The sequence below is a fragment of the Streptomyces sp. NPDC050732 genome, assembly GCF_040654255.1.
GTDB lineage: Bacteria > Actinomycetota > Actinomycetes > Streptomycetales > Streptomycetaceae > Streptomyces.
In genome coordinates this window covers 45,270-72,136 of sequence record NZ_JBFAHP010000029.1, presented here as the reverse complement: position 1 = coordinate 72,136, position 26,867 = coordinate 45,270, and the positions used below count along the sequence as shown (strand labels likewise).

General features: G+C 71.6%; 25 protein-coding genes and 1 tRNA gene. 14 read left to right on the top strand and 12 right to left on the bottom strand.

The window, feature by feature from the left end:
• Positions 1 to 172: 172 nt before the first annotated feature.
• Both AB0H82_RS25190 and AB0H82_RS25185 read left to right on the top strand, forming a co-directional pair.
• On the top strand, positions 173 to 1,993 hold the full coding sequence (locus tag AB0H82_RS25190; protein ID WP_362996363.1) for a sel1 repeat family protein: 1,821 nt from the start codon (positions 173 to 175) through the stop codon (positions 1,991 to 1,993).
• 99 nt (positions 1,994 to 2,092) lie between these two features.
• Positions 2,093 to 2,166, top strand: a tRNA-Met gene (locus AB0H82_RS25185).
• Positions 2,167 to 2,240: 74 nt separating this feature from the next.
• Here the strand turns inward: AB0H82_RS25185 and AB0H82_RS25180 are convergent.
• The 4 genes from AB0H82_RS25180 to AB0H82_RS25165 form a co-directional block, all read right to left on the bottom strand.
• A complete protein-coding gene (locus AB0H82_RS25180; RefSeq protein ID WP_362996361.1) occupies positions 2,241 to 3,401 on the bottom strand; it encodes an ABC transporter substrate-binding protein in 1,161 nt (386 codons plus the stop codon).
• Positions 3,398 to 4,270, bottom strand: coding sequence for an ABC transporter permease (locus tag AB0H82_RS25175; protein WP_362996359.1), 873 nt, complete (start codon positions 4,268 to 4,270; stop codon positions 3,398 to 3,400). The genes AB0H82_RS25180 and AB0H82_RS25175 overlap by 4 nt, the downstream gene beginning before the upstream one ends.
• Positions 4,267 to 5,043, bottom strand: coding sequence for an ABC transporter ATP-binding protein (locus tag AB0H82_RS25170; RefSeq protein ID WP_362996357.1), 777 nt, complete (start codon positions 5,041 to 5,043; stop codon positions 4,267 to 4,269). Before AB0H82_RS25170 ends, AB0H82_RS25175 begins: the two co-directional genes overlap by 4 nt.
• Before the next feature lie 155 nt (positions 5,044 to 5,198).
• Positions 5,199 to 5,615 carry a Fur family transcriptional regulator gene (locus tag AB0H82_RS25165; protein ID WP_362996355.1) on the bottom strand — a complete coding sequence of 139 codons (417 nt, stop codon included), beginning with the start codon at positions 5,613 to 5,615 and terminating at the stop codon, positions 5,199 to 5,201.
• Between the two features lie 139 nt (positions 5,616 to 5,754).
• On the opposite strand from AB0H82_RS25165, the gene AB0H82_RS25160 reads away from it, so the two are divergent.
• Positions 5,755 to 7,224, top strand: coding sequence for a catalase (locus AB0H82_RS25160; protein WP_362996353.1), 1,470 nt, complete (start codon positions 5,755 to 5,757; stop codon positions 7,222 to 7,224).
• Between the two features lie 66 nt (positions 7,225 to 7,290).
• On the opposite strand, the gene AB0H82_RS25155 is transcribed toward AB0H82_RS25160, so the two are convergent.
• Positions 7,291 to 7,698, bottom strand: a complete 408-nt coding sequence (locus AB0H82_RS25155) for a CBS domain-containing protein (protein WP_362996351.1) — start codon at positions 7,696 to 7,698, stop codon at positions 7,291 to 7,293.
• A gap of 223 nt (positions 7,699 to 7,921) precedes the next feature.
• A complete protein-coding gene (gene hisN / locus AB0H82_RS25150) occupies positions 7,922 to 8,722 on the bottom strand; it encodes a histidinol-phosphatase (RefSeq protein ID WP_362996349.1) in 801 nt (266 codons plus the stop codon).
• Between the two features lie 159 nt (positions 8,723 to 8,881).
• Here hisN and AB0H82_RS25145 point away from each other — a divergent pair, with 159 nt between their 5' ends.
• On the top strand, positions 8,882 to 9,487 hold the full coding sequence (locus tag AB0H82_RS25145) for a TetR/AcrR family transcriptional regulator (RefSeq protein WP_362996347.1): 606 nt from the start codon (positions 8,882 to 8,884) through the stop codon (positions 9,485 to 9,487).
• 26 nt (positions 9,488 to 9,513) lie between these two features.
• On the opposite strand, the gene AB0H82_RS25140 is transcribed toward AB0H82_RS25145, so the two are convergent.
• The 4 genes from AB0H82_RS25140 to AB0H82_RS25125 all read right to left on the bottom strand — a co-directional run bounded on the left by AB0H82_RS25140 (position 9,514) and on the right by AB0H82_RS25125 (position 13,090).
• A complete protein-coding gene (locus tag AB0H82_RS25140; RefSeq protein ID WP_362996345.1) occupies positions 9,514 to 9,837 on the bottom strand; it encodes a multidrug efflux SMR transporter in 324 nt (107 codons plus the stop codon).
• Between the two features lie 121 nt (positions 9,838 to 9,958).
• Positions 9,959 to 10,969 (bottom strand): ribosome small subunit-dependent GTPase A, encoded by a 1,011-nt coding sequence (rsgA, locus tag AB0H82_RS25135; protein ID WP_362996343.1) that lies wholly within the window; start codon positions 10,967 to 10,969, stop codon positions 9,959 to 9,961.
• Positions 10,970 to 10,985: 16 nt separating this feature from the next.
• Entirely contained in the window at positions 10,986 to 12,335 is a 1,350-nt protein-coding gene (aroA, locus tag AB0H82_RS25130) for a 3-phosphoshikimate 1-carboxyvinyltransferase (protein WP_362996341.1), read from the bottom strand.
• A gap of 32 nt (positions 12,336 to 12,367) precedes the next feature.
• The gene (locus AB0H82_RS25125; RefSeq protein ID WP_362996439.1) at positions 12,368 to 13,090 is read right to left on the bottom strand and encodes a M50 family metallopeptidase; all 723 of its coding nucleotides are present in this window, start codon (positions 13,088 to 13,090) and stop codon (positions 12,368 to 12,370) included.
• 61 nt (positions 13,091 to 13,151) lie between these two features.
• Between AB0H82_RS25125 and AB0H82_RS25120 the strand changes: the two genes are divergently transcribed.
• The 10 genes from AB0H82_RS25120 to AB0H82_RS25075 all read left to right on the top strand — a co-directional run bounded on the left by AB0H82_RS25120 (position 13,152) and on the right by AB0H82_RS25075 (position 23,234).
• Entirely contained in the window at positions 13,152 to 13,970 is an 819-nt protein-coding gene (locus tag AB0H82_RS25120) for an SOS response-associated peptidase (RefSeq protein WP_362996339.1), read from the top strand.
• A gap of 10 nt (positions 13,971 to 13,980) precedes the next feature.
• Positions 13,981 to 14,628, top strand: a complete 648-nt coding sequence (locus tag AB0H82_RS25115) for an alpha/beta family hydrolase (protein WP_362996437.1) — start codon at positions 13,981 to 13,983, stop codon at positions 14,626 to 14,628.
• 231 nt (positions 14,629 to 14,859) lie between these two features.
• Positions 14,860 to 15,543 carry a sigma-70 family RNA polymerase sigma factor gene (locus AB0H82_RS25110; protein ID WP_362996337.1) on the top strand — a complete coding sequence of 228 codons (684 nt, stop codon included), beginning with the start codon at positions 14,860 to 14,862 and terminating at the stop codon, positions 15,541 to 15,543.
• A complete protein-coding gene (gene rsrA, locus AB0H82_RS25105) occupies positions 15,540 to 15,848 on the top strand; it encodes a mycothiol system anti-sigma-R factor (protein ID WP_362996335.1) in 309 nt (102 codons plus the stop codon). The genes AB0H82_RS25110 and rsrA overlap by 4 nt, the downstream gene beginning before the upstream one ends.
• Positions 15,849 to 15,977: 129 nt before the next feature.
• Positions 15,978 to 17,333, top strand: coding sequence for an HD-GYP domain-containing protein (locus AB0H82_RS25100; RefSeq protein WP_362996333.1), 1,356 nt, complete (start codon positions 15,978 to 15,980; stop codon positions 17,331 to 17,333).
• The gene (locus AB0H82_RS25095; protein ID WP_362996331.1) at positions 17,330 to 18,589 is read left to right on the top strand and encodes an HD domain-containing protein; all 1,260 of its coding nucleotides are present in this window, start codon (positions 17,330 to 17,332) and stop codon (positions 18,587 to 18,589) included. Before AB0H82_RS25100 ends, AB0H82_RS25095 begins: the two co-directional genes overlap by 4 nt.
• A 138-nt stretch (positions 18,590 to 18,727) precedes the next feature.
• On the top strand, positions 18,728 to 19,708 hold the full coding sequence (locus tag AB0H82_RS25090) for a hypothetical protein (protein ID WP_362996329.1): 981 nt from the start codon (positions 18,728 to 18,730) through the stop codon (positions 19,706 to 19,708).
• Positions 19,709 to 19,771: 63 nt separating this feature from the next.
• The gene (def, locus tag AB0H82_RS25085; RefSeq protein ID WP_362996327.1) at positions 19,772 to 20,422 is read left to right on the top strand and encodes a peptide deformylase; all 651 of its coding nucleotides are present in this window, start codon (positions 19,772 to 19,774) and stop codon (positions 20,420 to 20,422) included.
• A gap of 314 nt (positions 20,423 to 20,736) precedes the next feature.
• A complete protein-coding gene (gene cyc1, locus AB0H82_RS25080) occupies positions 20,737 to 21,861 on the top strand; it encodes an epi-isozizaene synthase (protein WP_362996435.1) in 1,125 nt (374 codons plus the stop codon).
• Positions 21,858 to 23,234: a cytochrome P450 gene (locus AB0H82_RS25075; RefSeq protein WP_362996325.1), complete on the top strand. Its 1,377-nt coding sequence runs from the start codon at positions 21,858 to 21,860 to the stop codon at positions 23,232 to 23,234. The genes cyc1 and AB0H82_RS25075 overlap by 4 nt, the downstream gene beginning before the upstream one ends.
• 66 nt (positions 23,235 to 23,300) lie before the next feature.
• Here AB0H82_RS25075 and AB0H82_RS25070 read toward each other — a convergent pair whose 3' ends face one another.
• The gene (locus tag AB0H82_RS25070) at positions 23,301 to 24,323 is read right to left on the bottom strand and encodes a ribonucleotide-diphosphate reductase subunit beta (protein WP_362996323.1); all 1,023 of its coding nucleotides are present in this window, start codon (positions 24,321 to 24,323) and stop codon (positions 23,301 to 23,303) included.
• The gene (locus AB0H82_RS25065; protein WP_362996321.1) at positions 24,323 to 26,737 is read right to left on the bottom strand and encodes a ribonucleoside-diphosphate reductase subunit alpha; all 2,415 of its coding nucleotides are present in this window, start codon (positions 26,735 to 26,737) and stop codon (positions 24,323 to 24,325) included. Before AB0H82_RS25065 ends, AB0H82_RS25070 begins: the two co-directional genes overlap by 1 nt.
• Positions 26,738 to 26,867 lie beyond the last annotated feature (130 nt).

Sequence of the window (26,867 nt, the reverse complement as noted above, 5' to 3'; positions counted from 1 at the left end):
GTACCCGTCGTGTGCGGGTGGTCTGTGCCAAGACATGCGAACGGTGCTCGGTAGGGGGAGAGTTGGGAGATCTGTGTTTGACTTATCTCTCTGTGGGCATGTCGACAAAACGCTGAAGTGACCTCACTGGCTGCGGTATACCAGGTGTACCCAGGTTGCAGGTGGTGCGACGATGGACGTTATGGGGGACAAGGCAACTCTGTTGGAGACAGGGCGGTTTGTGCAGCCGGCCGACCGGGAGGATCCCGGGGCGGCCGCGGAGGAGATGCGCCACCGGCTGGCCGCCGAGGCCGGCGACGTGGACGCCATGAGCGTCCTCGGAAGCCTTCTGCTGCGCCGCGGTGATCTCGACGGCGCCGAGTCCCTGCTGCGCGCGGCGACCGCAGAGGGCGACCGCGCCGCCGCCAACAACCTCGGAGTCCTCCTCCACCAGCGCGGCTACGCGGACGAGGCGGCAGGCTGGTGGCGGGTCGCCGCCGTCGCCGGTTCCGCCGCGGCCGCGCACGCGCTCGGCCGTCACCACCGCGAGCGCGGCGACGAGCCCGCCGCCGAGTACTGGCTGCGCCAGTCCGCCGAGCAGGGCCACACCCTCGGGGCGTACGCGCTCGCGGACCTCCTGGAGCACCGCGGCGACGTCGGGGCCGAGCGCTGGCTGCGGGTCGCCGCCGAGCGCGGCCACCGCGAGGCCGCGTACCGCCTGGCCCGCGCGCTCGACCGGCGGGCCGCCGCGGAGAGCGCCGACCAGCCTCCGCGCGCGGGGCGCGCCGACGCCGCCGCGCGTACGCCCGCCGACGAGGCCGAGCAGTGGTACCGCCAGGCGGCCGCCCGAGGCCACCGGCGCGCCGCGCTGCACCTCGGCTCCATCCTGGAGCGGCGCGGCGAGCTGAAGGAAGCGGGCCGCTGGTACCTCAACTCCGCCAAGGACGGGGAGGCCAGGGCGGCCTGCGCCCTCGGCTTCCTGCTGCGGGACGCGGGCGACGAGGAGAGCGCCGCCGTGTGGTGGCTCAAGGCCGCCCAGGACGGCGACGGGAACGCCGCGAACGCGCTGGGCGCGCTGCACGCCGAGCGCGGCGAGACGCAGACCGCCGAGCGCTGGTACCGCGCCGCCATGGACGCGGGCGATGTGAACGGCGCGTACAACCTCGGGCTGCTCTGCGCCGAGCAGGGCCGCACCGCGCACGCCGACCAGTGGTACCGCCGTGCCGCGTACGCGGGACACCGCGAGGCGGCCAACGCGCTCGCCGTGCTGCTGCTCCAGGGCGGCGACGCGGCCGGGGCCGAGCCGTGGTTCTCCAAGGCCGCGGAGGCGGGCAGCGTCGACGCCGCGTTCAACCTCGGGATCCTGTACGCGAGCCGGGACGACGAGGCCGCCGCCCTGCGGTGGTACGAGCGCGCGGCCGCCGCCGGGCACACCGACGCCGCGCTCCAGGTCGGCACCGCGCGGCTGCGCGAGGGCGACGACCAGGAGGCCGAGCGGCACCTGCGGTGCGCGGCGGGCGGCGGCAGCGCCGAGGCGGCGTACCGCCTCGGGATGCTGCTCGACGCGCGTCGCCCCCCTGCGGGGCCGCCGGCGCTCGGCGAGCCCGCCGCGGAGAAGACCGAGTGCGAGGAGTGGTACGAGCGGGCCGCCCAGCAGGGCCACCGGCGGGCCCAGGTCCGGGTGGGCATGCTCGCCTCGGGCCGTGGCGACGTCGTCGAGGCCGCCAAGTGGTACCGCAAGGCCGCGGAGGCCGGCAGCCGGAACGGCGCGTTCAACCTCGGACTGCTCCTGGCCCGCGAGGGCAGCGAGCCGGAGGCCGCCCTGTGGTGGACGCGCGCCGCCGACGCGGGGCACGGCCGCGCGGCCCTGCGCCTCGCCCTGCTCTACGCCCGGCGCGGGCAGCTGGCGCAGGGCCAGCGGTGGGCCTCGCGGGCGGTCGACCTCGGCCCCGCGGAGGTCGCCGAGCGGGCGGGCCGCCTGCGCGAGGCGCTGCGGCAAGAGCTCACGGCGTAGGTCCGCCCCCGGCCCACGCCGCTCCATCCCGGCCGCGTCGGAGCACGGCAGAACGAATTTGCGCTGGTCGTAGCGTTGACGTACTGTTGTGTTTACCGACGCGGGGTGGAGCAGCTCGGTAGCTCGCTGGGCTCATAACCCAGAGGTCGCAGGTTCAAATCCTGTCCCCGCTACTGAAACCGAAGGCCCGGAACCAGATCATGGTTCCGGGCCTTCGGCGTTCCCGGCGCCGCGTCGTGCGCCGACGCTACTCGTGCCCGACCGCCTCCTCGTACAGCGTGCGGTCCACCACCTTCTCCTCCGGCACCTTGGCGCCCGCCGAGACGCCCGCCGCGCGGTACGCGTCCTGCAGCCGGTCCGTCGTGCCCGCGCGGATCTCCCAGTCCATGCGGAGGGACGGCGTGGCGAGCAGCACCTCCTCTTCCGTGTCCAGGAGCTGTGCGAGCCTCGCCGCGAAGGCCTTGTCGGTCTTGTAGTCGTCCGCGAAGTACGTGTTCACCGTGCGGATGTACGCGCGCAGCAGGGCGACACCCGCGTCCGGGTCCTCCCTGAGGAGGTTCGGGCCGAAGAGGAGGCCGCCCAGCGGCTCGCCCCGGGGCTGGCCGCCCAGGAACGCGTACCTCTTGTCGCCGTCGACCTTGCGCCAGACCGGGTCGAGCAGCCAGGCCGAGTCGGTGCCGCCGTTCTGGAGGGCGGTGAGGACGTCGGCGGAGCCGATCTGCTGGAACCGGATCTTGTCGAGGCCGCCGCCGTGCTTCTTCAGAGCCTTGTTCATGGGGTACGCGATGACGGACCCCTTGCCGATCATCGTGCCGAGCGTGCGGCCCGCCATGGGGACACGGGCCGCGGTCTCGTTCTCCTTCAGCCGAACCCACAGGCCGCTCTTCGAGCGGGGGTCTGGGGAGAAGTTGCCCGCCGTCCACTTGATGTCGAACCCGCTGGTGATGCCGTTCATCACGGCGGCTTCCGGGGCCGCCCACTGGGCGTCGACGTCGCCCTTGGCGAGGAGGGGGAGCGCGTCGGGGGTGGGCAGCACCTTCAGTTCGACGTTCAGGCCCTCCTTCTTGAACTCGCCCTTCTCCACGGCCATCTGGAGGGGGCCGACGTATTCGGCGCTCAGGGTGCCGGTCGCGATCGTCACCCTGCGCTCCTCGGGGAGTGGTTTCGGCGCGGGTGTGTTCGGGGCGCAGCGGGCCGGCTCGCGGTCGGGGGACAGGTCGGCGGGGTCGGTCCAGCTGCCCTTGCCGCAGCCGGACACCGGGGTGACCGTGCGGGGGCCGGTGGGCGCGGCGGTCTCCCGGTCGTCGTCGTTCTCCGCGCAGCCCGCGGCGGCGAGCAGCGAGCCCGCCACGAGCAGCGTGAGCGCGGTGGTGCGCGTACGTGTCATGGTGGTGCGCGTACGTGTCATGACTGGCTCCGCCCGTGGTCGCGCGGGGCCCAGGGGGTGAGCAGGCGGCCCGCGATCCGCACCAGCTCGGAGAAGACGACGCCGAGCAGGGCGACGCAGACGATGCCGACGAACATCACGTCGTTCTGGAAGAGGGCGCGCGAGTCGAAGATCAGGTGGCCGAGGCCGTCGGCCGCCGCGATCTGCTCCGAGGCGACGATCACCAGGACGGCGACGCCCGCGGCGATCCGCGCGCCGACCAGGACGGCGGGCAGGGACGCGGGCAGCAGGACGTGGCGGAACATCTGCCAGGGCGAGGCCCCGAAGACCTGACCGGCGTCGCGGTGTCCTGACGGGACGGCGAGGACCGCCGCCATCGTCGAGATCCAGACGAAGAAGAAGACCGTGGCGGCGACGAGCGCGATCTGCGGGCCCTCGCCGAGCCCGAACATGTTGAGGAAGACGGGGAGGAGCGCCAGCTTCGGGACGACGTACAGCGCGTCGAGGGTGGGCTCCAGCGCGGCCCGTACTACGGAGAGTGCGCCCATCAGGACGCCCAGCGCATAACCGGCGACCGTGCCGATCGCGTACCCGGCGAGCACGCGCTTCAGCGTGGCCCACACGTCCGGCCACAGCTCGCCGTCCGCGGCGCGCTGCCAGCCGTCCTCCAGGATGGTCTGCGGCGCCGGGTAGACGCGGTCGTCGAGCCAGCCGCGGACGGCGGCCAGCTGCCACAGCAGGATCAGCGCGGCGGGCACGCCCACGGCGAGCGACAGCTCCAGGGCGCGGCGCCGGCGATGGGTGCGGACGGGGTGCAGCTCCTGCGGGCCCGGCCTTCTGACCAGCAGCTCCTCTTGAGGGGCGGGACTCTTGTCGGTGGCCGTGGTCATGCGGCGGCCGCCGTGCCGACCTCGGCCCGCAGCAGCTCCCACAACTCGCTCTGGAGAGCGGTGAACTCCGGTGCCGTACGGATCTCTCCGCCGCGGGGGCGCGGGAACGGCGGGCGGCGCTCGGCGATGACGCGGCCGGGCCGGGCCGACATCACGAGGACGCGGTCGCCCAGGACGATCGCCTCTTCGAGGCTGTGCGTGACGAACAGCGTGGTGGTGCGGGTGGCCTGTGTGAGGGCGAGGAGCTCATCCTGGAGAATGACGCGGAGCTGGGCGTCGAGGGCGGCGAAGGGCTCATCCATCAGGAGGATCTCGGGCTCCACGGCCAGCGCGCGGGCGATCGCCACGCGCTGGCGCATGCCTCCGGAGAGGGCGGCGGGATAGGCGTCGGCGAAGTCGGCGAGGCCCATGCGGGTCAGCCAGTCCGTGGCGCGCGCGTTCGCCTCGCGGCGGGGGACCCGCTGGATGTCCAGGCCGAAGCGGATGTTGGCCCGGACGGTCTTCCAGTCGTAGATGCCGTAGTCCTGGAAGATCATCGCGACGGGGTGGCGGGCTGCCGTGCGGATGCTCAGCTCGCCGGAGCCGGGGCGCAGGAGCCCGGCGGCGATGCGGAGGAGGGTCGACTTCCCGCAGCCCGAGGGGCCGACGAGGCAGGTGAACTCGCCGGGGGCGATCTCCAGGTCGACGGGCCCCAGGGCGTGCACCGCCTCGGCGGCCCGGCCGAAGGTCCTGGTCACTGCGTGGGCGCGGAGTTTGGGGTGCGGATCTTCCACGGCTTCTCCTCGCGGAGGGCAGGCGGTGTCGGGCGCCGCAGAGAATATGACGGTGCGTCAGATTCTGGAAGGGGTCGGCACCGGCCGTGAGATGCGCGGCGAAGGCCCCCGGCGCCGTGCGGTGCCGGGGGCCTTCGAAGTCGTACGGGAAAGGGCTAAGCCGCCGCGCAGCTCGGGCAGACGCCTCGGTACGTGACCTCCACGTCCTCGACCGTGAAGCCGAAGCGCTCCGAGTCGGGGAGGCTGGCCAGCGGGTTGCCCGTGGGGTGGACGTCGCGGATGGCGCCGCAGCGGGCGCAGACCAGGTGCTGGTGGGGCCGGTGCGCGTTCGGGTCGTACCGCTTGGCGCGGCGGTCGGTCGAGACTTCGAGGATCTCGCCGAGGCTCACGAGCTCGCCCAAGGTGTTGTACACGGTGGCGCGGGAGATCTCGGGCAGCTTGTCCGTGGCGCGGGCGTGCACCTCGTCGGCCGTGAGGTGGACGTGGTCCCCGTCGAGGACCTCGGCCACGACGCGTCGCTGCGCCGTCATGCGCCAACCGCGGCCGCGCAGTCGTTCCAACAGGTCACTCATGGGAGCCAGCCTAACAGGCAGGGGACCTCAGTCCCGAACGGATGTGACTTTGGATTCTCGCTTGACTTAGACAAAGTCCATCGTAGGATCGAGTACGGCAAACGCCAAGGGACAGGGCCGACGGACAGGACTGGCAGGAATGACGCAGGAGGCGCACGTGACGCAGGGACCGCTCACCACGGAGGCCGGGGCTCCGGTCGCCGACAACCAGAACAGTGAGACCGCGGGCGTCGGCGGTCCGGTTCTGGTCCAGGACCAGCTGCTTCTGGAGAAGCTCGCCCACTTCAACCGCGAGCGGATCCCGGAGCGGATCGTGCACGCACGCGGCGCCGGTGCGTACGGCACCTTCACGCTGACCCGGGACGTCTCGCAGTGGACGCGGGCGAAGTTCCTCTCCGAGGTCGGCAAGGAGACCGAGACGTTCCTGCGGTTCTCCACCGTGGCCGGCAGCCTCGGCTCGGCCGACGCCGTGCGCGACCCGCGCGGCTGGGCGCTGAAGTTCTACACCGAAGAGGGCAACTACGACCTCGTCGGCAACAACACCCCGGTCTTCTTCATCCGGGACGCCATCAAGTTCCCCGACTTCATCCACACCCAGAAGCGCGACCCCTACACGGGCTCGCAGGAGGCGGACAACGTCTGGGACTTCTGGGGCCTCTCCCCGGAGAGCACCCACCAGGTGACCTGGCTCTTCGGCGACCGCGGCATCCCCGCTTCGTACCGCCACATGGACGGCTTCGGCTCGCACACGTTCCAGTGGAACAACGAGGCCGGTGAGGTCTTCTGGGTCAAGTACCACTTCAAGACCGACCAGGGGATCAAGAACCTCACCGCCCAGGAGGCCGAGATCCTGGCGGGCAAGGACCCCGACTCCCACCAGCGCGACCTGCGCGAGGCCATCGAGCGCGGCGACTTCCCGTCCTGGACCGTGCAGGTGCAGATCATGCCGGCGGCCGACGCGGCGAACTACCGCTTCAACCCGTTCGACCTCACGAAGGTGTGGCCGCACGCGGACTACCCGCCGATCGAGATCGGCAAGCTGGAGCTCAACCGCAACCCGGAGAACGTCTTCGCCGAGGTCGAGCAGGCCATCTTCAGCCCCGCGCACTTCGTGCCCGGCATCGGCCCGTCCCCCGACAAGATGCTCCAGGGCCGCCTCTTCGCGTACGGCGACGCCCACCGCTACCGCGTCGGCATCAACGCCGACCACCTGCCGGTGAACCGCCCGCACGCCACCGAGGCGCGCACCCACTCCCGCGACGGCTTCCTGTACGACGGCCGCCACAAGGGCGCGAAGAACTACGAGCCGAACAGCTTCGGCGGACCGTTCCAGACCGACCGGCCGCTGTGGCAGTCCGTCCCGCTCACGGGCGGCACCGGCAACTACGAGCCGGCCAAGCACGCCGAGGACAACGACTTCGTGCAGGCGGGCAACCTCTACCGCCTGATGTCCGAGGACGAGAAGGTCCGCCTGGTCGACAACCTGGCGGGCTTCATCTCCAAGGTCTCGCGCGACGACATCGCCGAGCGCGCGATCGACAACTTCCGTCAGGCCGACGGAGACTTCGGCAAGCGGCTGGAGGCCGCGGTCCAGGCCCTGCGCGGCTGACCAGCACCACTTGTCGTAGGCAGAGCGGCGGGCCGGTTCCCTCACGGGGCCGGCCCGCCGCCGCGTTCAGCCCGCCATCGCGGCGGTGGCCGCCGCGCGCCGGCCGGGTGCCCAGCAGCGGATGATGTCGCGGACCGAGACGATGCCGGTCGGTTCGTTCCCGTCCATGACGACCAGGTGCCGGAAGCCGCCGTGCGACATGGCGTCCGCGGCGTCCTCCAGGGTCCAGGAGGGGCAGGCGAAGACGATCTCGGTGGTCGTGTGGGTGCCGGCGACCTCCTGGTCGGGGTCCTGGCCGAGACCCAGGGAGATGAGGATGTCCCGCTCGGTGAGGATGCCGAGGCCACAGGTGTCGGGGTCCAGGACGACGGCCGCGCCGACGCGGCGGGCCGCCATCAGGTGGGCGGCCTGGCGGAGAGTGTGGGCGGGGCCGATGGTGAGGACCATCGAGCTCATGGCGTCGCGGACGAGCATGGGCGTGAGCCACCTCCTTGGTGAAACCGCGGTCTCCCGGTGGGCGAAGGATTGCCTCCGCCACCCGCTTGGAGAAAGGATTCACAAGTTCACAAGTGGGGGATTCTCAGAGTCGCAGCCATGCCGGGGGCGAGCAAGGGGGCGTGCGCGGTCAGTTCGGCTCAGCCGGTTCGACTCGGTAGCGCTGGTCCGGTCCGACTCAGTGGCGTTGGTCCGGTCCGACTCAGTAGCGCTGGTTGAGATAGCCGAGCAGCTCGTCGTGGAGCAGGCCGTTCGACGCGGCCGCGTTGCCGCTGTGCGGGCCCGGCCTGCCGTCGAGGCCGGTGAAGCTGCCGCCCGCCTCCGTCACCACGATCGCGGTCGCCGCCATGTCCCAGAGCGAGAGCTCCGGCTCCGCGCAGAGGTCGACCGACCCCTCGGCGACCATCATGTACGGCCAGAAGTCGCCGTAGCCGCGGGTGCGCCAGACCGAACGCGTCAGGTCCAGGAAGCCGTCGAGGCGGCCCTGCTCCTCCCAGCCCGACAGGGACGAGTACGCGAACGAGGCGTCCGGGAGCCGCGAGACCTTGGAGACGTGCAGCCGGGTCGCCGAGGTGAGGGAGCGGCCCGTGTACGCGCCGCCGCCCTTCGCCGCCCACCAGCGGCGGCCCAGCGCGGGCGCGGAGACGACGCCGACCACCGGCTGGTAGCCGCCCTCGCCCGCCTCCATCAGGGAGATGAGGGTGGCCCACACCGGGACACCGCGTACGTAGTTCTTCGTCCCGTCGATCGGGTCGATCACCCAGCGGCGCGGGCCCGTGCCCTCGACGCCGTACTCCTCGCCGAGGATCGCGTCGCGCGGCCTGGCCCGCTGGAGGTTGCCACGGATCAGTTCCTCTGCGGCCTTGTCGGCCTCGCTCACCGGCGTCATGTCCGGCTTGGTCTCGACCTTGAGGTCGAGGGCCTTGAACCGGGCCATGGTCGCGGCGTCGGCGGTGTCCGCGAGGACGTGGGCGAGACGCAGATCATCGTGGTAGTCGGGCATGGATGAACAGTATCGACCTCGTTCGGCACGATCCACAGCGCCGGGTGCGAGGCGCTTCACGGCGCTTGCGCCGGGGCTATTGACAGTGCTGCCGAGCGCGTCAACTCTGGCACAGGAGCCCCTATGGGCCTGTCCGGCCCTGGGCCCGGGGAGGCGACGATGCCCGCAGCACGGGAGTCCTTACTCGACGCGGCGTACACGGCGCTCGCACGGCGGCCGTGGCCCGGCGTCCGCATGGTCGACGTCGCGGCCACCGCCGGGGTGTCCCGGCAGACCCTCTACAACGAGTTCGGCAGCAAGGACGGCCTGGCCCGCGCCCTGCTGCGGCGCGAGACGGACGGCTATCTGCACGGCGTCGAGCGGGCACTCGCCGAGGAGCGCGAACCCGCCGACCGGCTCGCCGCCGTCGCCGCGTGGACGGTGGGAGCCGCCCGGGGCAACGCGCTCGTGCGGGCCGCGCTCACCGGCTGCTGGAGCGAGCGGCTGCCCGCGCCGAGCCGGGCCGCCGGATCCACCTCGTCGGTGCCGGCGCAGCGCCGCGCGGACGCGGGGGTGCCCACCGCCGCCGAACTGCTCGCGCTCGTACGGGACCGGGCGGTGCTCGCCCTCGGCGGCCGGGCCAGGAGCCGCGACCCCGAACTGGCCCGCGCCTGCGAGAGCGCCGTCCGCCTCGCCCTGTCGTACGTCGTCGCCCCGGCCGGGAACGACGACGACCCCGCGGAAGTGGTCCGCGGGGCCATAGGGCGCTGGGTGGGCACCAAGTAGGCACCAAGTAGGAGGCGTCGGCCGCCCTAGTGGGCGGAGCCGGACAGCTGGAGGCCGATCACGCCGATGATGACGAAGGAGATCGACACGATCTTGAGCGTGGAGACCAGGTCGTCGAGGAAGATCATGCCGTAGATGGCGGTGCCCGCCGCGCCGATGCCCGTCCACACGGCGTACGCGGGCCCCACGTCCAGCTTCTTCAGTGCCAGGGTCAGCAGACCGAAGCTGCCCAGGGCGAAGCAGGCGAACGCGATCGTGGGCCAGAGCCTGGTGAAGCCGTGCGACAGCTTGAGACAGACCGCGAAGCCGGTCTCAAGAATCCCGGCGACGATGACCAGCAGCCACGCCATGTCCTTGCCTCCCGTACTCGTCCACGATGTGCGGCCGCTTCGCCCGGCTGGAATCCGACTCCGTGCGACTATGCGCGATTATGCATTTACCTTCGCCCGCGCGGCGCAAACAACGGGGAGGTCAGTCCTCTTCCCGCCGCTCCCGTGTCGCGAGCAGCCTGCGCAGGGAGTAGAGGCGCTGCGGGTCCGCGTGCCCGGCGGCCACCCAGGCGTCCAGGGCGCAGTCCTTCTCGTCGTGACTGCAGCCGCGCGGGCAGTCCGCCGTCCCCGGCTCCAGGTCGGGGAAGGCGAGGATGACGCGGGACGGGTCGACGTGGTTGAGGCCGAACGACCGCACGCCCGGGGTGTCGATCACCCAGCCGCCCACCTCCGCGAGCGGCAGCGCGAGCGCGGACGTCGTGGTGTGCCTGCCGCGGCCCGTGACCGCGTTGACGTGCCCGGTCGTGCGCCGCCGCTCCTCCGGGACGAGCGCGTTGACCAGCGTCGTCTTGCCGACCCCGGAGTGCCCGACGAAGGCGGTCACCTTGCCGTCGAGCAGTTCGTGGACCCGCGCGAGCTCCGCGCCGTCGGTGAACTCCTCGCGGCTGGTGACGACGTAGGGGATGTCGAGCGTGGCGTACGTCTCCAGGAGCTTGTCGGCGGAGGCCAGGTCCGACTTGGTCAGGACGAGGATGGGCTCAAGACCGCCGTCGTACGCCGCCACGACACACCGGTCGATGAGACGCGGACGCGGCTCCGGGTCGGCGAGGGCCGTGACGATGGCGAGCTGGTCGGCGTTGGCGACGACCACGCGCTCGTACGGGTCGTCGTCGTCGGCGGTGCGCCGCAGGACGGAGGTGCGCTCCGCGATCCGCACGATCCGCGCGAGCGTGTCCTTCTTGCCGGACAGGTCCCCGACCACCGCGACCCTGTCGCCCACGACGGCGGCCTTGCGGCCCAGCTCGCGGGCCTTCATCGCCATCACGATCCGGTCGTCGACCAGGACGGTGAGACGGCCGCGGTCGACGGTGAGGACCATGCCCTCGGCCGCGTCCTCGTGCTTGGGCCTGATGTGGGTGCGGGGGCGGTTGCCCTTGCGGTTGGGGCGGACGCGGATGTCGTCCTCGTCGGGGTTCTTGCCGTAGCGGCGCATGTTCTCGTTCCGCCCGTCAGTTCCCGAGCATTCCGGTCCAGAGGTCGGGGAAGTCCGGGAGGGTCTTCGCCGTCGTCGCGACGTTCTCGATCTGTACGCCGTCCACCGCGAGGCCGATGATCGCGCCCGCGGTCGCCATGCGGTGGTCGTCGTACGTGTGGAAGATGCCGCCGTGCAGCCGGCGCGGCCGGATGTGCAGGCCGTCGGCGGTCTCGGTGACATCACCGCCCAGTTCGTTGATCTCCTTGGTGAGCGCGGCGAGCCGGTCCGTCTCGTGCAGGCGGAGGTGGGCGACGCCGCGCAGCGTCGAGGGGGAGTCGGCGAGGGCCGCGACCGCCGCGATGCCGGGCGTGAGCTCACCGACCTCGCTCAGGTCCACGTCGATGCCGTGGATCGAACCGGACCCGGTGAAGACCAGGCCCTGCTCGGTCAGTTCGCAGGAACCGCCCATCTCCGTGAAGATCTCGCGCAGCGCGTCGCCGGGCTGCGTGGTGCGGGCCGGCCAGTCCGGGACGGTGACCGTGCCGCCGGTGACCAGGGCCGCGGCGAGGAACGGCTGGGCGTTCGACAGATCGGGCTCGATGGTCAGGTCGCGGCCGAGGAGGGCGCCGGGGGCGACCCGCCACACGTTCGGCTCGCCGCCCGCCTCCGGGGTGTCCACCTGGGCGCCGACGGCGCGGAGCATGTCCACGGTCATCCGGATGTGCGGCATCGACGGCAGGACGCCGCCCACGTGCCGCACCTCCACGCCCTGGTTGAAGCGCGGGCCCGAGAGCAGCAGGGCGCTGACGAACTGCGAGGAGGACGAGGCGTCGATCTCGACCCGGCCGCCCTCCAGGGCACCGCCGCCCTGCACGGTCAGCGGCAGCGCGCCCGGGCTGCCCTGCGACGCGTCGTCGATGCGGGCGCCGAGCGCGCGCAGGGCATCGATCACGCCGTGCAGGGGCCGCTCGTACGAACGGGGGTCGCCGTCGAACCGGATGGGGCCGTCGGCGAGGGTGGCGACCGGGGGCAGGAAGCGCATGACCGTGCCGGCGTTGCCGACGTCGACCGTGGCCGGGCCGCGCAGGCGCGAGGGGATCACGCGCCACGCCTCGCCGGAGCCGTCCTTGCCGCCCGCGACCGAGGAGCTCGACGACACGGTCTCCTCGATGCCGACGCCCATGGCACGCAGCGCGTCCGCCATCAGCAGGGTGTCGCGGGAGCGCAGCGGGCGGCGCAGCCAGCCCGGCTCGGCGGCCAGCGAGGCCAGGACCAACGCGCGGTTGGTGACCGACTTCGAACCGGGGACGTGGACCGTCGCGGTGACGGCTCCGCTTGCGTGCGGGGCGGGCCAGAGGGCGGTGTTCGCCGGGGTTTCGGTCATGCCTTCACTTTAGTGGCTGCGGGTGACCCCGCTCAGACGTCGAGGAGCCAGCGACCGCCGCCCATCAGGGAGCAGAGCGAGACGGCGTGGAAGAGGAAGAGCCAGAGCCCCGCCGGGACGTGCGTGAGCCGCGACAGCTGGTCCGCGTCCGAGTCGCCCGCGCCCCCGCGCCTGCGCTTGGCCTGCAGCTCGAAGGCGGGCCGTACGCCTCCCAGGAGCAGGAACCACACCACCGCGTACGCGAACGCCGCCTGTACGTCGGTGTCGGCCAGCCAGGACACGAGCAGGAAGGTGCCGCCGGTGAGGACCACGGTCAGTGCGCCGTACGCGTTGCGGATCATCACCAGCATCACGACGAGCAGCGCGGTCGCGATCCACAGGAACGCCGTGATGCGCCCCGAGTCGAGCAGCGCCGCGCCGCCGAGGCCGAGGAGCGGCGGCGCGGTGTAGCCGGCGGCCGCGGTGAGGATCATGCCGAGCCCGGTGGGCTTGCCGCGCGAGACGGTCAGGCCCGAGGTGTCGGAGTGCAGCCGGATGCCGTCGAGGCGGCGCCCGGTGAGCAGGGCGACCAGGCCGTGGCCGCCCTCGTGCGCGATGGTGATGGCGTTGCGGGCGAGGCGCCATATGCCGTGCGGGACGACGACGGCGAGGGCGACGACGCCGGTCGCGATCACCAGCCACTGCTCGGGCGCCGCCTGCGTGCCGAAGACGCGGTCCCAGAGGTCCGTCAGGCTGGCGCTGGCGGCGGTTTCGATTCCTGTGGCCATTGCTGGGACCGGCTCCTCTGGTGGTACGGGATCTGGCAGTCTGGCACGTATGTGCGGACGGTTTGCATCCAGTCGTAGGCCCGAGGATCTCGCGGCGACCTTTGAGATCGAGAAGTGGGACGAGCCCCAGGAGGAGTTCGTTCCCGATTTCAATGTGGCCCCTACGAAGGAGGTCTACGCCGTCCTGGACCGTCCCCTGAAAGACGCCGATGACCCGCGTCCGGTTCGCCAGCTGCGCACCCTGAAGTGGGGCCTCGTGCCCTCCTGGTCCAAGACGCCCGAGGGCGGCGCCCGGATGATCAACGCGCGCGCGGAGACCGTCCACGAGAAGCCGTCCTACCGCCGGGCCTTCACCTCCCGCCGCTGCGTCATCCCCGCCGACGGCTATTACGAGTGGGTGACCGCGCCCGAGGAGCGGCAGCTGGAGGTCGAGGGCAAGAAGAAGCGGCCGCGCAAGCAGCCCTACTTCGTGACGCCCGCCGACGGCTCGGTCTTCGCCATGGCGGGGCTCTACGAATTCTGGCGGGACAAGACCCTGCCCGACGAGCACCCCCTCGCCTGGTGGGTGACGTGCACGGTGATCACCACGGAGGCGGAGACCGCGCCCCTGGCCGCCGCCCCGGAGGAGGGCCCGCGCTCGCTCGCGGACATCCACCCGCGCATGCCGCTGATGCTCACACCGGACCGCTGGGACGCCTGGCTCGACCCGTCCCGCACGGACCCCGAAGAGCTGCGCACCCTCCTGGAGCCGCCCCCGCACGGCCTGATGCGGGCCTATCCGGTGTCCACCGCGGTCAGCAACGTACGCAACAACGGACCGGAGCTGCTGAAGGAGCTCGACGGTCCCGAAGAGGGCACACTCTTCTGACGTGACGCACATGACACGGAGCGAGACCGTCGAGACCGTCGAGACCGACGCCGGTACGGCACGGATCACCTGGCACCCGGCCACGAAGGAGGCCCGTTTCCTGCTCGCCGTCAGCCACGGCGCCGGCGGCGGCATCGAGGCCCGTGACCTTCAGGCCCTCGCCGCCGCGCTGCCCGCGCACGGCGTGAGCGTCGCCCTCGTCGAGCAGCCCTGGCGCGTCGCGGGCAAGAAGCTGGCGCCCGCGCCGAAGACGCTGGACGTGGGGTGGCGCGGCATCTGGCCCGCGCTGGAGAAGAAGGGGCTGCCGGTGATCTCGGGCGGCCGCAGCGCGGGCGCGCGCGTCGCCTGCCGCACCGCCACCGATCTCGGCGCCGCCGCCGTGCTCGCCCTCAGCTTCCCCCTGCACCCCCCGGGCAGGCCCGAGAAGTCCCGCGCCGACGAACTCCTCGGCGCCGGCGTGCCCACCCTCGTCGTCCAGGGCGGCAACGACCCCTTCGGGAAGCCCGCGGAGTTCCCCGAGGGGCCGTACGAGCTGGTGGAAGTGCCCTACGGAGACCACGGGTTCGCCGTGCCCAAGCGGGCGGACATCGGGCAGGACGAGGCAGTGAAACGCATCACGGACGGCGTCACCCGGTGGGCGGGAATGCTGGACGGGTGACCTCTGTTGTTGCGGACAGACGGTGAACGCCGTCGGTAGCTGTTCGTACGAGAGGGAGTCCGCCGCATGGGTTCGACCATCTGCCCGAACCGCTCCAGCGCCTCTGACCTGGAGTGGACGGTGCTGAGCGCACCCAAAACCGCATCTATTCGGGCGGCGCGGGGAGCGGGTCGTCGTCTATCCTCCGATTCGAGTGGGGCTGCTTTCGGCCTCACCACGTCGTTGGAGGAGGTGGGTCCGGTCACTGGGACCGACGCAGGGACCGAGCACGGCCAGGCGGAGCAGCCCCGAGAGAGTTCGGAGAACACCGAGACGGCCGCGGAGCGCACGGCCCGCTTCGAGCGGGACGCGCTGACGTTCCTCGACCAGATGTACTCGGCGGCGCTGCGCATGACGCGCAACCCGGCGGACGCCGAGGACCTGGTGCAGGAGACCTACGCCAAGGCGTACGCGTCGTTCCACCAGTTCCGCGAGGGCACCAACCTCAAGGCGTGGCTGTACCGCATCCTCACCAACACGTTCATCAACTCGTACCGCAAGAAGCAGCGCGAGCCCCAGCGCAGCGCCGCCGAGGAGATCGAGGACTGGCAGCTCGCGCGCGCCGAGTCGCACATGTCCACCGGTCTGCGCTCCGCCGAGTCGCAGGCGCTGGACCACCTGCCCGACTCGGACGTGAAGCGGGCCCTGCAGGCGATCCCCGAGGAATTCCGCATCGCCGTCTATCTGGCCGACGTAGAGGGCTTTGCGTACAAGGAGATCGCGGACATTATGGGGACACCCATCGGTACGGTGATGTCCCGACTGCACCGGGGCCGCCGCCAGCTGCGCGGCATGCTGGAGGACTACGCCCGTGAGCGCGGGCTCGTCCCGGCAGGTGCCGGGGAGTCGAACGGAACGAAAGGCTCGGGCTCATGAGCTGCGGAGAGCCGCACGAGACTGACTGCAGTGAAGTCCTGGACCATCTCTATGAGTTCCTCGACCACGAGATGCCGGACAGCGACTGCACCAAGTTCGAGACGCACTTCGAGGAGTGCTCTCCGTGCCTGGAGAAGTACGGCCTTGAGCAGGCGGTCAAGAAGCTGGTGAAGCGCTGCTGCGGCCAGGACGACGTCCCCGTCGACCTGCGCGCCAAGGTGATGGGCCGCATCGACCTCATCCGTTCCGGGCAGGCCGTCCCCGAGCAGGACGTCACCCAGGACGCGGCCCCCTCGGAGGCCTGAACACGCGGGGTCCGCCCACGGGCCCCGCTCTCCTCCCCCGTCACTCGAACGTGCTAATTACCGGCAGCCGGGCGCTGGCCGGGAGACCGCCGTTCTAGTCTCCGGACCGGAAACGGGGAGGAGACCTCCATGCGGTCGGTGCCGGTGCGGGCCCGTGTCTACATCCTGTGTGTCGCCCTGGCCGGTGTCGCCTGCACCGCACCCGCGGCGGGCGAGCACCCGTCGTGGCCGGCCGTCGCCCTCCTCTCCGTGCTCTACGCCGGATGCGAGCAGATCACCAGGTGCCGCTTCGTCGGCCGCCGGGCCCCGCGCGGACTCGGCACCTTCTTTCCCGTCCTGCTCGCCGGGGTCTTCCTGCTGCCGCCGTCGGCCGCCGCGCTCGTCGCCGTCCCCGGCGCGCTGCTCGCCCGCGTCGACCGGCCTCCCCGCCGGCTGCGCCGCGTGTGGCGCGCCGCCCAACTCGCCCTGGCCGCCTGGGTGTCCGCCCGGGTCTACGCCGCCCTCGGCGGTCCCGCCGCCGGCGCCGCCCCCGACTTCCCTTACGTCCTCGGGCCCGCCGGAGCCGCCGTCCTCGCCTTCTCCGGCGTGCTCACCGTGCTGGACGGCGGCGTCCTCCTGACCGCCGAACGCGTCCCCGCGCGGGCCGCCTGGCGAGGACTCTTCCCGCGCGCGCTCGCGCCCGTCGCCGTGCATGGGCTCGCCGGACTGATGATGGCCGTCCTCTGGACCAGCCCGTACGGCCCGGCGGCCGCCCTGCTCGTCCTGCTCCCGATGGGCGTCTCCTGCTGGGTCTTCGCGCAGTACCACCGCGAGCGCGCCGCCCACCAGGCCACCATCCGCGCGCTCGTCCAGGCCGTCGACCTCAAGGACAAGTACACCCGCGGGCACAGTGAGCGCGTCGGCCGCGCCTCCGTGATGATCGCGCGCGAGCTCGGCATGGACGACGAGCGCGTCGAGGTCCTGCGATTCGCGGGCATCCTGCACGACGTCGGCAAACTCGGCGTACCGACCCGGCTGCTGCGGAAGGACGGGCCGCTGACGCCGGAGGAGCGCCGCGTCATCGAACTGCACCCCGAGTACGGGCACGAGATGGTGCGCGGCATCGGCTTCCTCGGCGAGGCCAGGGCGGCGATCCTGCACCACCACGAGCGGATCGACGGCAGCGGCTACCCGTACGGGCTCGCCGGGCCGCAGATCCCGGAATGCGCGCGGGTGGTGGCGGTGGCCGACGCGTTCGACGCCATGACGTCGACCCGGTCCTACCGGCGGGCCCGGCCCGTCGAGGCGGCCGTCGCCGAACTCACCCGGTGCGCGGGCGCGCAGTTCGACCCCGAGATGGTCGGGGCGCTCGCCCGGGCCCTGGACCGGCACGGCTGGCACCCCGAGGTCACGGCGGACGTGCCCGAGCAGGGCGGGGGCGGACCGCGGGGACCCGTGCCCGCCGCGCCCGCCGTGCCCGCGGCGTTCCGCCCGGTGGCCCGGTGAAGGCCCCCTCCCGGCTGCCTCCCACGGTCACCTGCCTGGCCGGGCTGCTCGCCCTCGCCTCCCTCGCGTGGACCCTCTGGCACGGCATCACCGAAGGCCGGGCCGCCCTCGCCTTCGGCGTGCTCATCGCCCTCGGCGAGCTGGCCCGGTGGGGGAGCGGAGAGGACCGGGAACCCGCGCCGCTGGGCGCCGCGGGAGCGCTCGCGTACGCCCTGCTCGGCGAGAGCTCCGGGCGGGCCACGCACCATGGGGTCCTGCAGGTGATCGCCGTGGTCGTCGCGGCGGCCCTGGTCGGAGCGGTACCGAACGTGGCGCTGGGCCGCGGACCCTCCCTTGACCACATGGCGCGCCGGGTGCTGACCGTCGGGTTCGCCGCGGCGTGCTTCCAGCCCCTCTACAACTCGGGCAAGCTCGGCGAGTGGGTGGGGCACGGGCCGTACTTCGCGCTCGTCATCGTCGCCCTGCTCGCCCTCACCGCGCTCTGCGACGCCGTCCTCGCCGCCGTGACGGCGCACGCCCGCACCCGCTGGCCGTTCGGGCCGCTGCTGCGCGAGGAGCTGCGGGCGATGCCGGGCATCGGCTCCGCGGTGTGCGCGACGGGTGCCGTCATGGCGCTCGCGGTGGCCGTGGCCGGACTGTGGGCGCTGCCCGTCCTCAGCCTCCCGCTGCTGCTCACCCAGCTCTCCTTCCGGCGGTACGCGGCGGTCCGTGCCACCTACCGGCAGACCATGGCCTCCCTGGCCAGGGCCACCGAGATCGCCGGCTACACCCCGCAGGGCCACGCCCACCGGGTGGCCGGCCTCAGCCGGGCCGTCGGGCGGGACCTCGGCCTCTCCGAGTCGGACCTCACCGTCCTGGAGCACGCGGCGCTGATGCACGACATCGGACAGCTGTCCCTCGTCGACCCCGTCCCCGCGGGCGCCACCGCGACGCTCCCCGCCGCGGAACAGCGCCGAATAGCCCTGCTCGGCGGAGCGGTCGTTCGGCAGACGGGGGTGGCGGCCGCGGTCGCCGTCGTCGTGGAGCGGCAGGCCGACCCGTACCGCGAGCAGCCGCTCACCGCACGTATTGTGCGGACGGCGAACGCGTACGACGAGATGGCGCGGGGAGAAGGACCCCCAGGGGCGCTGGGCGGCCCGCTCCACGCCCTGGAGAGGCTGCGCCTGGCCACGGGCCACGACTACCAGCCGGAGGTCGTGGAGTCGCTGGCCCGGGTGCTGTCCAGGGACGGCCTTACCTCGCGCCCTGCTGGGTAACCCATGGGTAATGAGCGGCCGTCCGACCGTACGTGGTTGGATGCGAAGAAGAGGGTGCACGGGGGTACGGACCCGACGCCGCGCCCGGACGAGACGAGACCTACGCATGACGTGGCAGGCGGGAATCAGGCGGAAATCGTGAGGATCTTCGGCAAGGGACGGCACCGGCCCTCCGCCTCATGGCGGCAGGCGACCGACCGCGCGTTCACGCTGATCGGCGACGGCCGGTACGAGGACGCGGGGGCACTGCTCACGCGCGCGGCGGATCTCGAACCCTGGCTGTCCGAGTCCTGGTTCAACCTCGCGCTGCTGCACAAGTTCCGGCACGACTGGGAGCAGGCGCGGGCGGCCGGACTGCGGGCGGTGGCGCTTCTGGACCGCTCAGCGGGCGCCCCCGACTGGTGGAACGTCGGCATCGCGGCGACCGCGCTGCAGGACTGGCCGCTGGCCCGCCGCGCCTGGCAGGCGTACGGCCTGCGGGTGCCCGGCGGGGTGGCCGCCTCCGGCGAGCCCACGGGCATGGACCTCGGCAGCGCGGCCGTGCGGCTCTCCCCGGAGGGCGAGGCGGAGGTCGTGTGGGGCCGGCGCCTCGACCCGGCGCGCATGGAGGTCCTGTCCATTCCGCTGCCCTCCTCCGGGCGCCGCTGGGGCGAGGTCGTGCTGCACGACGGCGTCCCGCACGGCGAGCGGACGACGGCGGCCGGGCACTCGTTCCCCGTGTTCGACGAGATCGAGCTCTGGGCGCCCTCGCCCGTGCCGACCTGGGTGGTCCTCCTGGAGGCCGCCACCGAGGACGACAGGGACGCCCTGGAGCGGCTCGCGGCCGACGCGGGCTTCGCCGCCGAGGACTGGTCGTCCTCCGTGCGGCTGCTCTGCCGGATGTGCTCCGAGTCGCGGATGCCGAGCGACGAGGGCGACGGCGAGCACCTGGATCCGCACGACCACAGCGAGCCGGGCCACCCGGGCCCGCTCGGCCACCGCAGCCCGGGCGCCCTCTGGGTACCGGAGCGCGAGTGCGGGCTCGCGGCACCGGCGGGCCTGGTGCGCGGGCTGCTCGACGGCTGGGTGGCGGACAGCCCGGATTCCCGTGACTGGCGGGATCTCGAAGAGGTCTGCTGACACTTCGCCGTAGGCTGTACGGGCACAATCTCTTGAGGGTTTCAAGGAAGGCGTACGGCGGACATGGCGCAGGACACTGAGCAGCAGACTTCCGGCGGGGTGCTCCCCGTCGACGACGAGGGCTTCGTCATCGACACGGAGGACTGCGAGGAGCGGGAGACGGCCTACCGCGAGCGCGGTACGTCCCGGCCCATCACCGTCGTCGGCAACCCGGTGCTGCACAAGGAGTGCAAGGACGTCACGGCCTTCGACGACGACCTCGCGAAGCTGATCGACGACATGTTCGCGACCCAGCGCGTCGCGCAGGGCGTGGGCGTGGCCGCCAACCAGGTCGGTGTCGACCTGAAGGTCTTCGTCTACGACTGCATGGACGACGACGGCGTCCGCCACGTCGGCGTGGTCTGCAACCCGGTGCTCCAGGAGCTGCCCGCCGACCGCCGCCGCCTCGACGACTCGGGCGAGGGCTGCCTCTCCGTCCCGACCGCCTACGCCCCGCTGGCCCGTCCGGACTACGCCGAGGTGACCGGGCAGGACGAGAAGGGCAACCCGATCAAGGTGCGCGGCACGGGCTACTTCGCGCGCTGCCTGCAGCACGAGACGGACCACCTGTACGGGTACCTGTACATCGACCGCCTCTCCAAGCGGGAGCGCAAGGACGCGCTGCGCCAGATGGAAGAAGGCACCCCGCGCTACCCCGTGGTGGCGAATGACTGACGCACGCGCCGCCTGAGCGGCGCGGGAACCGCGTGACACGAGCGGCCCCTGGTCCGGGAAGTACCCCGTGACCAGGGGCCGTTGGCATGCACGGACATGAGCCGCTCGCTTGTGCGAGCAGAACAGGCTGCCAGTGATCCATATTCAGTCACGTACGGGGATGTTCTCGGCACTGGGGGGTAGTGAATGGCGCAAATCTGTTCCCTGAACGGTCAGTTGTGGTGCTGAATGGAAAGCGCGGGGATACGCAACGGCGCGCGCCCGGCACGGCGGGAGGGGCGTGTGTCCTCAGGGCGGCTGAAAGGGGTTTGTTCGTGCCTGCATATTCCGGAAGCACTTCACAGACACATCCACACACACGGCCACGGTCATCGGCGGTAACGGTGCCGCCGGCACTGGCCCTTCCGGTGATCGAAGCGACCTTCCCTCGCCGTCTGCACCCGTATTGGCCAAAGCTTCAGGAGAAGTCCAGGACATGGCTGCGCGAAATGCGGCTCATGCCCCCGGACAAGGTCGAACGGTACGCGGACAGCCTCTGCTACACGGATCTCGTCGCCGGCTACTACATTGGCGCGCCGGACGAGTTGCTCACCGCGATAGCGGACCTCAGCAGCTGGTTCTTCGCCTGGGACGACCGGCACGACCGGGACTCGGTGCACGGCAGGACGCCCCAGTGGCGGCGGCTCTGCCGCGGCCTGCACGGCACCCTCGACGAACCCCGGCAGTTCGTGCACCACAAGGACCCGCTGGTCGCGGGGTTCGCGGACTGCGTGCTCCGCCTGTACTCCGCCCTGAGCCCCAGCTGGAACGCCAGGTTCGCCCGGCACTTCCACCCGGTGATCGACGCGTACGACCAGGAGTTCAGGAACCGCCGGTTCGGCACCGTGCCCACCGTCGAGGCGTACATAGAGTTGCGCCGCCTCACGTTCGCGCACTGGGCGTGGATCGACCTCCTCGAACCCACCGCCCGGTACGAGCTGCCGAGCGCCGTACGGAGACATCCCGCGTACCGCAGGGCGGCACTGGCGACCCAGGACTTCTCCGCCTGGTACAACGACCTGTGCTCACTCCCGAAAGAACTCGCGGGAGACGAAGTGCACAATCTCGGAATCAGCCTCATCCAGCACGAGGGAATGCGGCTGGAGGAGGCGGTGCGAGAAGTTCACAGGCGCGTCGGCCAATGCGTCTCAGATTTCATCGAAGCCGAACGGGAAGTTCTTCTGTTCGCCGAAGAATTGGCGGACGAAAGCGCGAACGGCGGGGAACTCGCGGACGCGGTGAAATCATGCGTCTTCAACATGCGGAACTGGTTCTCTTCCGTGTACTGGTTCCATCACGAATCCGGCCGCTATCGGGTGGACAGCTGGGACGACAGGTCCATCCCCCCGTACGTGACGGAAGAAGCCCTGGCGGAAAACGAACTGGTAGGTGAGGAATGAGCGTCGAATCCGCGATACCCGCGCCCCCCGCTTCCGGAGCCGGGCCGCTGCGCACCCCGCCCCTCGTCCGGGGCGGGGCCCCGGTACTCGGCCACGCCTGGAACCTCGTGCGCGACCCGCTCGGCTTCCTCTCGGCGCTGCGTGACCACGGGGATCTCGTCCGGATCAGGCTGGGACCCCGGACGGCGTACGTGGTGTGCGATCCGCAACTGGTCGGGGCCATGCTGAAGAACCCCGATTACATCGTCGGCGGACCGCTCTGGGACACCCTCGAAGTGCTCCTCGGCAAGGGCGTGGCGACCAGCAACGGCAAGCTGCACCGGCGCCAGCGGCGCATGATGCAGCCCGCGTTCCGGCCCGAGCGGATCGCCGACTACGCCAAGGTGATGGAGGAGGAGGCGCGCGCCACGGCGGCCCGCTGGCAGCCGGGCGCCACGGTCGACGTGAGCGCGGAGATGTTCCGCACCGCCGTGCGCATCGTCTCGCGCTCCCTCCTGGAGGTCGACTCGATCCGGGAGAAGGCGGACCGCATCGCCGACTCGCTGCACACCGTCTTCGAGGGCCTCTACCGCCGGATGGTGCTCTCGGTCGGACCGCTCTACCGCGTGCCGACCCCCGCCAACCGGCGGTTCGAGAGCGCGCTCGCCGACCTGCACGCGCTCGTCGACGAGATCGTCGCGGAGCGCCGCGCGGCGGGCCCCGGCGGCCCCGACGACCTGCTGGCGGAATTGCTGCGGGCCACGGACGAAGCCGGGGGGCCGATAGCCGACCAGGAGATCCACGACAACGTGGTATCGCTCGTCGTGGCAGGTGCGGAGAATGTGGCGTCGACGCTGGCGTGGACGTTCCAGCTGCTGACCGAACACCCCGAGCAGGAAAGGCGGTTGGTTGAAGAGGTAAATTCCGTGGCCCCGGATCGGGCGATCACATTCGCCGATCTCAAGGTCCTGCCGCACACCCGCAATGTCGTCACCGAGGCGATGCGTATACGACCGGCCGCCTGGATATTCACGCGCCGGTCCGTGGCCGAAACCGAGCTGGGCGGCTTTTCGATTCCGGCGGACGCGGACATCGTCTACAGCGTGTACGCGATGCAGCGCGACCCGCGTTCCTTCGAGCGGCACCTCGACTTCGACCCCGACCGCTGGAATCCGGAACGCGCCGGCGACGTACCGGAGTTCGCGATGATGCCGTTCAGCGTCGGCAACCGGAAGTGCCCCGGCGACCACTTCAGCCTGGCCGAACTCGCCCTGATCCTGGGGACGGTGGTCCCGAAGTGGCGCCTGGAGCCGGTCGAGGAGACCGACGCACGCACCCAGGTCGGCATCACCCTGCACCCGAAGCGGCTCGTCCTGCGGGCCGTGCCGCGCTGACCGCACGTGTGCCCGCCCCGCCCGACGAAGGGCGGGGCGGGCACACCGCAACAGGTCAAAACTCGTCTAGAACTCGTCGTCGAAGGAGACCGAGCCCTCGACCGCGACCTGGTACGCCGAAGGCCGCCGCTCGAAGAAGTTGGTCAGCTCCTGCACGCCCTGCAGCTCCATGAAGGAGAAGGGGTTCTCGGAGCCGTAGACCGGCGCGAAGCCGAGGCGCTGCAGACGCTGGTCGGCGACGCACTCCAGGTACGCGCGCATGGAGTCGGTGTTCATGCCCGGCAGGCCGTCGCCGCACAGGTCGCGCGCGAACTGCAGCTCGGCCTCCACGGCCTCCTTCAGCATGTCCGTGACCTGCGTCTGGAGCGCGTCGTCGAAGAGCTCGGGCTCCTCCTTGCGCACGGTGTCGACCACGTCGAAGGCGAAGCTCATGTGCATCGTCTCGTCACGGAACACCCAGTTGGTGCCGGTCGCCAGACCGTGCAGCAGACCGCGGCTGCGGAACCAGTAGACGTACGCGAAGGCGCCGTAGAAGAAGAGGCCCTCGATGCACGCGGCGAAGCAGATCAGGTTCAGCAGGAAGCGGCGGCGGTCGGCCTGCGTCTCCAGGCGGTCCAGCTTCTCGACCGAGTCCATCCACTTGAAGCAGAACTGCGCCTTCTCCCGGATGGAGGGGATCTCCTCCACCGCGTCGAACGCGGCGGCCCGGTCCTCGGGGTCGGGCAGGTAGGTGTCGAGCAGCGTCAGATAGAACTGGACGTGCACGGCCTCCTCGAAGAGCTGGCGGCTCAGGTAGAGCCGCGCCTCGGGGGAGTTGATGTGCTTGTAGAGCGTGAGCACGAGGTTGTTGGAGACGATCGAGTCGCCGGTCGCGAAGAACGCGACGAGCCGGCCGATCAGGTGCTGCTCCTCGGGCGTCATCTTCGCCAGGTCGGCGACGTCCGAGTGGAGGTCGACCTCCTCGACGGTCCAGGTGTTCTTGATCGCGTCCCGGTAGCGCTCGTAGAAGTCGGGATAGCGCATGGGGCGCAGGGTCAGCTCGAAGCCCGGGTCGAGGAGGTTCTTCTCGCTGTTGGTCGTCGTGCTCATTACTGGCAGGCCTCGCAGGACTCGGGGTTTTCCAGGGAGCAGGCGACGGCCTCTTCGGCCGTGGCCTGCGCGGGGACGGGGGCGGGGGCGGTGGCGGCGGTCTGGGAGCCGCCGGCGGCGCGGGCGATGCGGGTGGCGGGGCGCGAGCGCAGGTAGTACGTGGTCTTCAGGCCCGACTGCCAGGCGTACGCGTACATCGAGGAGAGCTTGCCGATGGTCGGCGTCTCCAGGAACAGGTTCAGGGACTGCGCCTGGTCGAGGAACGGGGTGCGCGCGGCGGCCATGTCGATCAGGCCGCGCTGCGGGAGCTCCCACGCCGTGCGGTACAGCGCACGCACGTCCTCGGGGATCCAGTCGAAGCCCTGCACCGAGCCGTTGGCCTCGCGCAGCGCCTCCCGGGTCTGCGCGTCCCACACGCCGAGCCGCTTCAGCTCCTCCACCAGATAGGCGTTGACCTGGAGGAACTCGCCGGACAGCGTCTCGCGCTTGAAGAGGTTGGAGACCTGCGGCTCGATGCACTCGTAGACGCCCGCGATGGACGCGATGGTCGCGGTCGGCGCGATGGCGAGCAGCAGCGAGTTGCGCATGCCGGTGGTGGCGATGCGTTCGCGCAGCGCGGCCCAGCGCTCCGGCCAGGTCAGCTCGACGCCGTAGTGGTCGGGGTGCAGCACGCCGCGGGCGGTGCGGGTCTTCTCCCAGGCGGGGAGCGGCCCGTTGCGCTCGGCGAGCCCGGCGGACGCCTCGTAGGCGGCGAGCATGATCCGCTCGGCGATCCGCGTGGAGAGGGCGCGCGCCTCGGGGGAGTCGAAGGGCAGCTTCAGCTGGAAGAAGACGTCCTGCAGGCCCATGGCGCCGAGGCCCACCGGGCGCCACTTGGCGTTGGAGCGGCCGGCCTGCTCGGTCGGGTAGAAGTTGATGTCGACGACGCGGTCGAGGAAGGTGACGGCGGTGCGGACGGTGTCGTCGAGCCGCTCCCAGTCGATGTCCTGGGCGGCCGGGTCCACGAACGCGCCGAGGTTCACCGAGCCCAGGTTGCAGACGGCCGTCTCCCCGTCGTCCGTCACCTCCAGGATCTCCGTGCAGAGGTTCGAGGAGTGCACGGTGTGGCCGGGCTCCGCGGTCTGGTTGGCGGTGCGGTTGGCGGCGTCCTTGAACGTCATCCAGCCGTTGCCGGTCTGCGCGAGGGTGCGCATCATGCGGCCGTACAGGTCCCGGGCCGGCATGGTCTTCTTCGCGAGCCCGGCGGCCTCCGCCTTCCGGTACGCCGTGTCGAACTCCTCGCCCCACAGGTCGACGAGCTCGGGCACGTCGGACGGCGAGAACAGCGACCACTCCTGGTCGGCGGCGACCCGGCGCATGAACTCGTCGGGGATCCAGTGCGCGAGGTTGAGGTTGTGCGTGCGCCGCTGGTCCTCGCCCGTGTTGTCGCGCAGCTCAAGGAACTCCTCGATGTCGGAGTGCCAGGTCTCCAGGTAGACCGCGGCCGCGCCCTTGCGCCGGCCGCCCTGGTTCACGGCGGCGACCGAGGCGTCCAGGGTCTTCAGGAACGGCACGATGCCGTTGGAGTGCCCGTTCGTCCCGCGGATCAGCGAACCCCTGGAGCGGATGCGGGAGTACGAAAGACCGATGCCGCCCGCGTGCTTCGAGAGCCGCGCGACCTGGTGGTAGCGGTCGTAGATCGAGTCGAGCTCGTCCAGCGGGGAGTCGAGGAGGTAGCAGGACGACATCTGCGGGTGGCGGGTGCCGGAGTTGAAGAGCGTCGGCGAGGACGGCAGGTAGTCCAGGCGGCTCATCAGGCCGTAGAGCGCGGCGACCTCGTCCAGCGCGCGGGAGCTCCCGTCCTCCGCGAGGCCGCTCGCCACGCGCAGCATGAAGTGCTGCGGCGTCTCGATGACCTGCCGCGTGATCGGGTGGCGCAGCAGATAGCGGCTGTGCAGGGTACGCAGGCCGAAGTAGCCGAAGCGGAGGTCGGCGCCGTCGGCGAGCGCGGCCTCCACGAGCGCGTCGAGCCGGGCCGCGTGCGCGGTGACGAAGGACGCCGTGCGGTCGGCGATCAGGCCCTCGCGGTGGCCGACGGCGACCGACTCGGTGAAGGAGCGCACGCCCTGTGACGCCGCCTCGGCGGCGATGGAGAGGGTGAGCAGCCGGGCGGCGAGCTTCGAGTACGCCGGGTCCTCGGAGATGAGCCCCGCGGCCGCCTCGGTCGCCAGCTCGCGCAGCTCCGCCTCGTCGGCTCTGGCCGACCGGCCGCGCAGCGCGGCGGCGGCGACCCGGCCGGGGTCGGTGTCGGGGAGGTCGGCGGTGAGGTCGGTCAGGGTCCGCAGCAGCGCGGCCCCCGGTCCGTCGGCACCCTCGGTGCTGTCGATGGGCTGCGGTGACAGCGCTGACGCAGGTTCGGCAGGCGCGATGGTCACGTGGAGCTCTCCCTCGCTCGGCTCTGGGCCTGGGGGAGGGGACGGCACACACGGGCGCACCCGGGCAGGGCGGCGTACCGCGTCCACCGGCCCATTCCACGAGGCCCGGACGGTCGGCACCCGGGCCGGA

Bases quoted from the DNA above. Each gene is read 5' to 3' on its own strand.
- AB0H82_RS25190 (WP_362996363.1), top strand. From the start codon at position 173: ATGGACGTTATGGGGGACAAGGCAACTCTGTTGGAGACAGGGCGGTTT.
- AB0H82_RS25180 (WP_362996361.1), bottom strand. From the start codon at position 3,401: ATGACACGTACGCGCACCACCATGACACGTACGCGCACCACCGCGCTC.
- AB0H82_RS25175 (WP_362996359.1), bottom strand. From the start codon at position 4,270: ATGACCACGGCCACCGACAAGAGTCCCGCCCCTCAAGAGGAGCTGCTG.
- AB0H82_RS25165 (WP_362996355.1), bottom strand. From the start codon at position 5,615: ATGAGTGACCTGTTGGAACGACTGCGCGGCCGCGGTTGGCGCATGACG.
- AB0H82_RS25160 (WP_362996353.1), top strand. From the start codon at position 5,755: ATGACGCAGGAGGCGCACGTGACGCAGGGACCGCTCACCACGGAGGCC.
- AB0H82_RS25155 (WP_362996351.1), bottom strand. From the start codon at position 7,698: ATGCTCGTCCGCGACGCCATGAGCTCGATGGTCCTCACCATCGGCCCC.
- hisN (WP_362996349.1), bottom strand. From the start codon at position 8,722: ATGCCCGACTACCACGATGATCTGCGTCTCGCCCACGTCCTCGCGGAC.
- AB0H82_RS25145 (WP_362996347.1), top strand. From the start codon at position 8,882: ATGCCCGCAGCACGGGAGTCCTTACTCGACGCGGCGTACACGGCGCTC.
- AB0H82_RS25140 (WP_362996345.1), bottom strand. From the start codon at position 9,837: ATGGCGTGGCTGCTGGTCATCGTCGCCGGGATTCTTGAGACCGGCTTC.
- rsgA (WP_362996343.1), bottom strand. From the start codon at position 10,969: ATGCGCCGCTACGGCAAGAACCCCGACGAGGACGACATCCGCGTCCGC.
- aroA (WP_362996341.1), bottom strand. From the start codon at position 12,335: ATGACCGAAACCCCGGCGAACACCGCCCTCTGGCCCGCCCCGCACGCA.
- AB0H82_RS25120 (WP_362996339.1), top strand. From the start codon at position 13,152: ATGTGCGGACGGTTTGCATCCAGTCGTAGGCCCGAGGATCTCGCGGCG.
- AB0H82_RS25115 (WP_362996437.1), top strand. From the start codon at position 13,981: ATGACACGGAGCGAGACCGTCGAGACCGTCGAGACCGACGCCGGTACG.
- rsrA (WP_362996335.1), top strand. From the start codon at position 15,540: ATGAGCTGCGGAGAGCCGCACGAGACTGACTGCAGTGAAGTCCTGGAC.
- AB0H82_RS25100 (WP_362996333.1), top strand. From the start codon at position 15,978: ATGCGGTCGGTGCCGGTGCGGGCCCGTGTCTACATCCTGTGTGTCGCC.
- def (WP_362996327.1), top strand. From the start codon at position 19,772: ATGGCGCAGGACACTGAGCAGCAGACTTCCGGCGGGGTGCTCCCCGTC.
- AB0H82_RS25075 (WP_362996325.1), top strand. From the start codon at position 21,858: ATGAGCGTCGAATCCGCGATACCCGCGCCCCCCGCTTCCGGAGCCGGG.
- AB0H82_RS25070 (WP_362996323.1), bottom strand. From the start codon at position 24,323: ATGAGCACGACGACCAACAGCGAGAAGAACCTCCTCGACCCGGGCTTC.